This window comes from Pseudomonas sp. R5(2019) (assembly GCF_009905435.1).
In the GTDB taxonomy this organism is placed as follows: domain Bacteria; phylum Pseudomonadota; class Gammaproteobacteria; order Pseudomonadales; family Pseudomonadaceae; genus Aquipseudomonas.
In genome coordinates this window covers 20,799-29,168 of sequence record NZ_JAAAMT010000062.1, presented here as the reverse complement: position 1 = coordinate 29,168, position 8,370 = coordinate 20,799, and the positions used below count along the sequence as shown (strand labels likewise).

7 protein-coding genes are annotated in these 8,370 nt (G+C 57.6%); all 7 read right to left on the bottom strand.

Annotation, left to right across the window (positions count from 1 at the left end; all coding sequences use genetic code 11):
* Window positions 1–413: 413 nt before the first annotated feature.
* Window positions 414–1,268, bottom strand: a complete 855-nt coding sequence (locus GUY40_RS25555; protein WP_166571691.1) for a pirin family protein — start codon at window positions 1,266–1,268, stop codon at window positions 414–416.
* Between the two features lie 326 nt (window positions 1,269–1,594).
* On the bottom strand, window positions 1,595–2,215 hold the full coding sequence (locus GUY40_RS25550; protein ID WP_166571690.1) for a hypothetical protein: 621 nt from the start codon (window positions 2,213–2,215) through the stop codon (window positions 1,595–1,597).
* A gap of 509 nt (window positions 2,216–2,724) precedes the next feature.
* Entirely contained in the window at window positions 2,725–4,116 is a 1,392-nt protein-coding gene (locus GUY40_RS25545; protein ID WP_166571689.1) for an undecaprenyl-phosphate glucose phosphotransferase, read from the bottom strand.
* 388 nt (window positions 4,117–4,504) lie between these two features.
* Window positions 4,505–4,864, bottom strand: coding sequence for a VanZ family protein (locus GUY40_RS25540; RefSeq protein WP_166571688.1), 360 nt, complete (start codon window positions 4,862–4,864; stop codon window positions 4,505–4,507).
* On the bottom strand, window positions 4,861–6,942 hold the full coding sequence (locus GUY40_RS25535) for a YjbH domain-containing protein (RefSeq protein ID WP_166571687.1): 2,082 nt from the start codon (window positions 6,940–6,942) through the stop codon (window positions 4,861–4,863). The genes GUY40_RS25540 and GUY40_RS25535 overlap by 4 nt, the downstream gene beginning before the upstream one ends.
* A complete protein-coding gene (locus GUY40_RS25530; protein ID WP_166571686.1) occupies window positions 6,939–7,706 on the bottom strand; it encodes a capsule biosynthesis GfcC family protein in 768 nt (255 codons plus the stop codon). Before GUY40_RS25530 ends, GUY40_RS25535 begins: the two co-directional genes overlap by 4 nt.
* Window positions 7,703–8,362 carry a YjbF family lipoprotein gene (locus GUY40_RS25525; protein ID WP_371924966.1) on the bottom strand — a complete coding sequence of 220 codons (660 nt, stop codon included), beginning with the start codon at window positions 8,360–8,362 and terminating at the stop codon, window positions 7,703–7,705. Before GUY40_RS25525 ends, GUY40_RS25530 begins: the two co-directional genes overlap by 4 nt.
* Window positions 8,363–8,370: the final 8 nt, after the last annotated feature.

Sequence of the window (8,370 nt, the reverse complement as noted above, 5' to 3'; positions counted from 1 at the left end):
CCCTGGGAGTGCGGGCGGTTTCGGAATCGCCGGGGCCGCTTCGCAGCCCATCGCGGCCAGGTCCGCTCCTACATGGATTTCGGCGGTTCATCCCTTAACTGACTGGCATTGGGGCTTGCCCGCGATGGGTTCACCGCGGAATATCTGATACACCGCGGCGCCTGCATCGCGAGCAAGCTTTCCCACAGGTGTACGCCGCAGCTTTTGTGTCAGCAACCCCAGCAAAGCTGAGCCGAACATGTGTGGGAGCAAGGCTTGCCCGCGATGACGTCGGTGCAGGCGACGGAAATCTTGCCGGAGTAGACGCGGCTGTTGGTGGAAACGCTGGGGCCGGGCCGGTGCCATCGCAGGCAAGCCTTGCTCCTACAAAGCCACACCCACACCGAGGCTACCTGCCCAGGCCCCGAGACGAATCACTCAGTCAAACGATCATCCCGAAAATCCCGCAACGCCTGCTCGATTTCCTCCCGAGTATTCATCACAAACGGCCCGTACTGCACAATCGGCTCATTCAACGGCTTGCCGGCAATCAACAACACCCGCGCCCCCTGTTGGCTGTTGATGCGCAGTTCACCCTCATCGCCCAACCGCACCATGCGGCTGGCCTCGATCGCCTGAGGGTGGCCTTCCAGCTCAATCGAGCCATCAAACACATACACCATCACCCGATGCCCTTCGGGCAGGCGCGGCGAAACCTGGCCACCCGCCGGAATATTCAGGTCAAACAGATGCGGTTCGGTATCCGGGCGCTGCACCACGCCAACCTGCTTCAGCTGGCCGTCATCGAAGGTCCCCGCAATCGCCACCACCCCGACACCGCCCGCCGTGGTCAGCCGCGGAATCTCCTCCGGTTGAATATCCCGATACCCGGCCTTGCCCAGCTTGTGCTTGCCGGGCAGGTTCAGCCACAGCTGAAAACCGCGCATCGCGCCTTCTTCCTGCTCGGGCATCTCACTGTGAATAATCCCGTGCGCCGCCGTCATCCACTGCACTCCGCCGCCTTGCAACAGGCCGACATTGCCCAGGTGATCCTCATGGCGCATGCGGCCTTCGAGCATATAGGTAATGGTCTCAAAGCCCCGGTGCGGGTGCGGCGGGAAGCCGGCGATATAGTCATCGGGGTTCTCCGAGCCGAACTCATCGAGCATCAGAAACGGATCAAACCGCTCCACCCCCTGACCGCCAAACACACGTGTCAGCCGCACCCCGGCGCCGTCCGACGTCGGCTGGCCAACATGCATACCGAGCACCTTGCGAAATGAAGACATGGGCATAGCTCCTCAACAGATTCATATGAGGCACATGCTATACGGAGAAGACTCGATAGATTAGCGGGTAATCCGGATGCAAATGATCGATAAAATCGATCGCTTTGCTTTTTATGTGAGCAAGGCTTGCCTGTGATCTGGCGCAAACCTGTAGGAGCGGACCTGGCCGCGATGGGCTGCGAAGCGGCCCCGGCGATTCTGAAATCACCTGCACTCGCTGGCTGAATCGCAGATATTACTGGCCTCGGGGGCCGCTGCGCGGCCCATCGCGGCCGGGTCCGCTCCTACAGGTGTTGCGTCGTTCTGGGGTACTGAAGTCACGGTATCTATGAACGATCCCCCTCCACCCGCCACTTCGGCTGCTTGAACGCCTTCTCCTGCCCCGACAACATCATCGCCACCCGATCCAGCGCATGCTCGGCCGTGTACTTGCTGGTCATCGTGTTCAAGCCAATAAACACCACCCCCACCGCCAAAATACCGGGGCTGATGCGGCGAGTTTTCAACCGCCCCAACAGATAAACAAACCCGCCCGCGCCCACCGACCCGACCGCCGCCCCGGCAATGGCCTCAGACACCGGATGAATAAACGGCGCCACGCACATGATCGCAAACCACCAGCTCACCCCCAGCCCCGCGAGCGCCGCCGGCCAGCGAAACCGCGGCTTGATCTGCTGCGCCAGCAAACTCAGCAACACCGTGGTCATCAGGGTTGTGTTCATCGCATGGCCACTGATCACCGCGATATCCAGAGGCTCGATGCCGATGCCCCAGCCTTTGAACAGAATCTTGCTGCCGCCGACCACGGCATAAGCCACAAAAAAGATCAGCCCCCACAACGCCACCGCCGCCCTGGAGCCCGAATACCAGACCCACACCGCAATCACCAACGCCGCCGGGAGCATCACCGTAATACCGCCATACAAGGCCAATTGCGCCAAGGTCATATTCCTATCTCCAAAACCACTAACCCAGCACATCGTAGAAGCCATTTAAGCCGCGAAGGGGTGCGCAACGCCCCCAGCTTCTGGCCCTGCTGCGCAGGCCTCAGACTCCCGACAAACCCAAATCCATACATAGGAGCAAGGCTTGTCGGAGCGCCGAACCGCTGCGATGCCAGTCAGTTGAGGTATTGAACGACACAAACCCTGTGGGAGCGGATTTATCCGCGAATCCAGACACCGCGGTTTTTCAGACATTGCGCGGCGCCTTCATTCGCGGCGGTCCGGCGATCCGGTAAATCCGCTCCCACATGGATTTCGGCGGCCCATTCCTTAACTGACTGGCATCGCAGCGGTTCGGCGCTCCGACAAGCCGTGCTCAGGGGGGCAGCAACCTGAGGCCTGCAAGCCCCCCCAGCCCCAAAAACCAAAACGGGCAACCCCACCCCCACAACAACACCCCGTGGGAGCGGGCTTGCCCGCGAATAAAGCTGAACGCTACCGACCACCCAACCTCAATAAATATCCTTGGCCAACAACGTGAACGGCGTCTTGAACAGAATCTTGATATCCAGCCACAGCGACCAGTTGTTGATGTAGTCCAGGTCTATCTCAACCCGCTTCTGCATCTTCTCAATGGTCTCCGTCTCGCCCCGGCAGCCGCTGATCTGTGCCAACCCGGTAATCCCCGGCTTGATTCGATGGCGAGCCATGTAGGCACTGATCTTGTCCGCATAGTAGTTGTTATGCGCCACCGCATGCGGCCGTGGCCCTACCAGCGCCATATGCCCCTGCAGCACATTGAAGAACTGCGGCAACTCATCCAGCGAGGTGCGGCGAATAAACCGCCCTACCGGCGTAATCCGCGAATCGGTACGGCTGGCCTGCTGCACGTGCTTGTCGTCATGCACATACATGGAGCGGAACTTCCAGACCTTGATCACCTTGCCGTTCCAGCCGTTACGCTTCTGCTTGAACAGCACCGGCCCTTCGGACGTCATCTTGATCGCCGCCGCAATCACCAGCAACACCGGGCTGATCGCCACAATCGTCACCAGCGCAATCGCGCGGTCCAGCACGGCCTTGCTCAAGGCCGCCGTCGGGTAGCTGGTCAGCGGGCTCTCGTTCAAGTGAATCGCCGCCAGGCCATCCACCTCACTCACCGAGTGGTTCAGCAGGGTCAAACTGTTGAAGTCCGGAATCCACACCACGTCCACACTGGAGTCGAGCAGGTCGATGTACAGCTCTTCGATCTTCTCGGCTTCCTTGAGGGGCAGGGCGATATACAGGCGGCGGATATCATGCAGCGCAATCAACTCCCGCAGTTGACCCAGCTGGCCGACGATCCGGTGGGTGTTGCTGAAGGCAATCTCGTCCGTGCTCGACCCCACCAGCCCCACCAGCGGCGCGTATTCCACCTTGGCCAGCTTGTCGGCCAGGTTCACCGCCAGCTCGTTGGTGCCGACGATCAGAATCTTTTGACGGTTATTGATGCGGTTGCTGTAGAAGCGCGCCAGCCAGTGCATCGGCACATACAGCAAGGCTTGCAGCACATAACCGAGCGAAGCCCAGAGCAGGATCACTTCACGAGAGAAAATTTCGCTGGTCTTGCTGACAAACCCGATAACCGCCATGCCGCCCAGGGTAATCAGCCAACCACACAGCAAACGCGCCAGGCCAGACAGGTAGCCCAGGCGCTTGTGGTAAACCTGCATCATCGAATAGGCCGGCACCGAGCCGAGGAGGGCCAGCACGGCCAGCACGCGATATGAAGAGTCGACATCGCCGTCCTGGTTGTAAGCCAGCACGAACAGCAGGACGATGACCATGGCGATCGCCAGGGCCCACTGTGTCCAGAAGGTCAGCCCCTTATGGACGCTATTACGATTAACGCGTACGTGTACCATGGCGGAATTCCCTTTCGTTATCTTCCGTTAACCAACCGCCATATAACGAGCCCGCCGTTAAAACCGGGGGCGAGATATAAGGCGCAGTTGGCGATTGCCAATCAATGCTTTAGCGGGTGTCAGAAAGTTGCGCCTGAAACTCGTCAAAAAAATGTCTAAATTGCTCTTCAGGACGCCCGTACAACGCCTTCTAAGGCACCGAGTGTGCATTAGCCAAGGCAGAAGTTGCGAAGCAGGAAACAACCGACCGGGAGGCCAGCGAGAGTAAGAACTCTGCATTTCCTAAAGGTTCATTTCTTTTTGTGACCGGGACTATAACCCGCGCAATATTCAGAGTCACCTGAATATTGCCGAACTTTTCTCAAACTTTGAAAAGCCGCACAAAGTGCTAGCGGAGCCATCTTAATGCCATCATTGCGCCCAACAGCACACCAGCGCTGTTGGCGAGCATGTCGTAGGGGGATGCCGTACGCAGCGGCATCAGCTCCTGCGCGGCTTCTATGGCGATGCCGACGGTCAGGCAGCTCAGGGCTACCCAACGCAGACGGATCCTGGGGAAGGCCAACACGCAAGTAAAAGACAAGACCATAAACCCCACTAAATGGTGGATTTTATCTTCCTGTTCGAACACTTGCGGGATGGGTTGCGGGCGTAAGCCCGCATCCAACAGCACAAGACTAACGACGATAAAGATCGACGCGCGTATCCAAAAGGGTAGTTGGGCTAGCCGTTTGAATAGGTTTGTCACTCGGTGATCTTCTCGAAGTTGGTGTAGAACAAATCGCTGTAACGCCCGTCAGTCAGGTTCTGCAGCGAGTATTGGCGGCCGAGGCGAGCGCCACCGTCACGCGTCAGCGGGGCCCAGACCATGTTGGCACGGCGCAGGGTAGAAACGGCAAACACTTCGTCGAATGGGATGGAAATGTAGATGCCCTTGTCGAAGCTACCTTCACCGAACTCTTCAGCCGACGCCGTGGTGCGGGTGACCCAGGCACCGAACCGAACCCCGTTGTTGAACAGGCGGGAGAGGTCGATCGTGGTACCCCAGTCCTCGGCCAGGTAACGCCCGACGCTGACTGCGCTCTGGATGTCATAGCCGAGGTCTGCATAGGTGGTGATATGCCCGGTCAGTGTTTTGTAATCCCGAAGACCAAAGCCCTGATCAAAGTCGCGCTGGCGAACATAGTTCAAGTCGGCGCCCACGGACCAACGTTGACCCATAGGGCGATAAAGAACTTCACCCCCCACACCGGCAAACATTGATTCTAAATAGCCGCCATATACCATTCCGTACCAATCTTGATCCAAACGAGTGGCATGGTTCAATTGAAGTGATGGCATAGTGATATCGGAAGTGGTCACATACTTACGCAAGTCAGTACGGACGCGCTCCATATTACTGGGGGCGTCGTAGTTGAATTTATCGTAGTTATCCAGCAGGTTCAGGCTCACACCGCCGCTCAGCCAGGTCTTGGGCGTGAAGCGGTATTCCGCACCGTAGTCCGCCGATACCTGGTACAGGATGAAGCCGTCCGGGCCACCGATGTTCTGCTTGTAACCCAGGCCAAAACCACCGTCGAAGGCATCGCGCTTCTGGGTGTAGAGCGTGGTTTCGGTGTGGGGTACCGGTCGATTCAATTCGGTGGTGCGGTGCAGGTCTTTCAGGTCCATGTCGTTGTTGACGACCGCACGGAACTGCTCACGAGGCACGCTGATTTCTTCGACGGCCATGTCGTATTTGTCGCCAACCATCGTGAACCACTTGATGTCGTCGTTCACGCTGTTGTCGAGAATGCGGCTGGCACGACCGACGCCCTTGGCGGGGTAGTAGTACTTGGTTTGTTCGCCGTAGACGAGGAGCTCGTCGCCTTTCTGAGTGATGCGTTCGACGTTGTAGCCTGCGTTCTTTTTCAGGCGTGTAGAGACGTCTGCCCAGTCGACCTGATCCGGCGGGGTATCGGGCGCCTTGGCGGGCAAAGGTTCAGCGGGCGGATCGTAAGTCTTGACTGGTGCTTTGCGGCTAATAAAGTTGGTATGGACGGTAATTCCAAACATGGCAGTGTTGCCACGTTCCCATGCCGCACTCAGATCGACCGAATCACCCAATTTGAATACTGCACCGATGTTGACCGGCGAGTCCTGAATCTGGTTGTTGTTTTGCGGTTCGTTCTGATAGTCATTGCCCTCGTACTCCAGTTTCAAGCTCAAGGGTTTCCAGGGGGTTTGGTAGGTCACGCCGCCAAATAAGGCAGGTGCACCTCTGAAATAGCTGTTGGTGTTGACTTCACCCGTTCCGATCGCCTCTGGACGCGTATCGAAGCGATCACCAAGGTATCCCAAGGGGTTGTCCAAATTGCCACGGTTGCCGATATAGCCCCACGCGATCCCCAAGCTGAAATCGAGATCGTTGTAACGCTTGTTAGCGACAAAGTATTCACTGGAAAAGAGGCCGGTACCGCCGATGTCTCGGAAGCCGAGTGCAACCTGAGGCAGCCAGTGGCTTTCCTGCCAGAGCCTGACCTTGGCGTCGACCGCCTTGTCCTTGTAACTCTGGGTGCCACTGAGCGAGGAGGGGCCATAATCACGGTTGCTGATCGAGGTATAACGAAAACTGCCCTCAAGCCATTCGAAAGGCTGAAGCGAGAAGCTGTATCGGCTGTAGGGGTCAGTACGGTTGACGTTAAAACTCAACTCTCCTGCGGGTGCCATACGTGCCGTTGGTGTTTGCAAAAGGCCAACACCGCCAAAGTCGCTTTGGGTGTACTGCGGTTCAGCGTGAGCGAGACCGCAGGGAACAATCAGTACAGCTGCAATACGAAACTTCACCGGGCCATCTCCGCCAACGGTTGGGTGGCAAGAAACTCGGCCAGTTGCTGATTGAGATCAGGGGTCGGCGGCTCAATATCGCTGGTTTTGATGGGGACCAGAATCTTGCTGCCTGCAGCAGCCGTCACGCCGTCTTCGCGGTTCCAGCCGCCATTTCCGATGCGTCGCACTTCACCGTTAGGCTGGATAAGCCAGATAAAGTCGCCATCAGCATCGTTCAGAGTTGTGCAGCCTTCTAGGTAGTCCCGAGCCTGTTGCATCGGCTTAAAAGGGACTTCACATGGTTCTGCCACAGCACCCAGAACTTCGATTGTCGTTGGGCGTAACGGGTAGATAAGCTGATCGCCGTCAGCCACTGGATAGTTTCGGGCAAATGACACTTCGAGGCCCACCGGGTCGAGCACTGCGACTTTGCGCCCCGTTACTGGCAAACGGCTGACTTCGCTGGAAAGGCGAGCAGCAAGCGCCGCGCGACTGCCTTTACCCTCAAGTAAAGCGCCGCGCTCTACCATCTTCAGGTCAAATAGCACACCAATTTTTAGTCGTTGCTGCTTCTCCAACTCCGGCTTGTGCAGCCAAGCAGCTGCCAACCAATAACTTTCGGCATTCGGGCGGGAAGGGCGGACAACATCGAGCAAGCGTGCGCCCGAACTTATCTCGTATTGACCCGGTTTTTGAACATCGCCACTGACCGTAACATCAGCGTGGCCGATCATCGGGCAGGCCAACATCAGGCCTGCCCACAACAGATTAGTAACTTTCACCGGGCAATCTCTCGGCTTTGGGGCAGTTGCATGATTCTCAAGGCGAGGTCCGGGCTGAGGTGTTGCACGCTGACGTGGATCACACCACTGTGAGGGTCGAGCCAGTAGCGGTTGGTGGCGCTGTAACCCAGATCCGGAATCTCCATACGCTCATCAACGCGCAGAAGTGTGTACTTTTTATCTAGGATCTCTACGGTTTCCAGCGACTTGCGCACAAAGCGACTATGAACCGCTAACCCGGTGCGTTGGCCTTCATACAAGTCAATCCAACGAGTGCTGGTGTAGCCGACCGGCAACTGATGCAGTCCGTGCTTAAACGGCGATTCACCCTCAAAGCGAGTACCGTCTGTACCACCCAGCAACCCAACGCTTCGGACAACCAGGCCGTTGCGCATCAAAAGCGTTTGCTTGCCCGAGGCAATCCAGAACTGCAGATCACCCCGCTGACGCACCAAAGCCATAACACCTTCACTTGAAGGTGTTGTGACTTTGATTTGTGCATAAGGGAGGGCATCGACCTGAGTCTGGGTTAGCTCGATTGGCTGGGGGCCTTGGAAAGCTGCTTTGAAAGTGTCTACTGATGCCGACATCAGCGGGCTGCAGCCAGACAGCACCGCCGGCAGCGCCAGCAGTGCGATGTTGCGCAAGATTTTCACGAGTCAAC

What these genes read in the sequence shown, in the direction of transcription:
- GUY40_RS25555 (WP_166571691.1), bottom strand. Translation starts at nt 1,268, where the DNA reads ATGTCTTCATTTCGCAAGGTGCTCGGTATGCATGTTGGCCAGCCGACG.
- GUY40_RS25550 (WP_166571690.1), bottom strand. Translation starts at nt 2,215, where the DNA reads ATGACCTTGGCGCAATTGGCCTTGTATGGCGGTATTACGGTGATGCTC.
- GUY40_RS25545 (WP_166571689.1), bottom strand. Translation starts at nt 4,116, where the DNA reads ATGGTACACGTACGCGTTAATCGTAATAGCGTCCATAAGGGGCTGACC.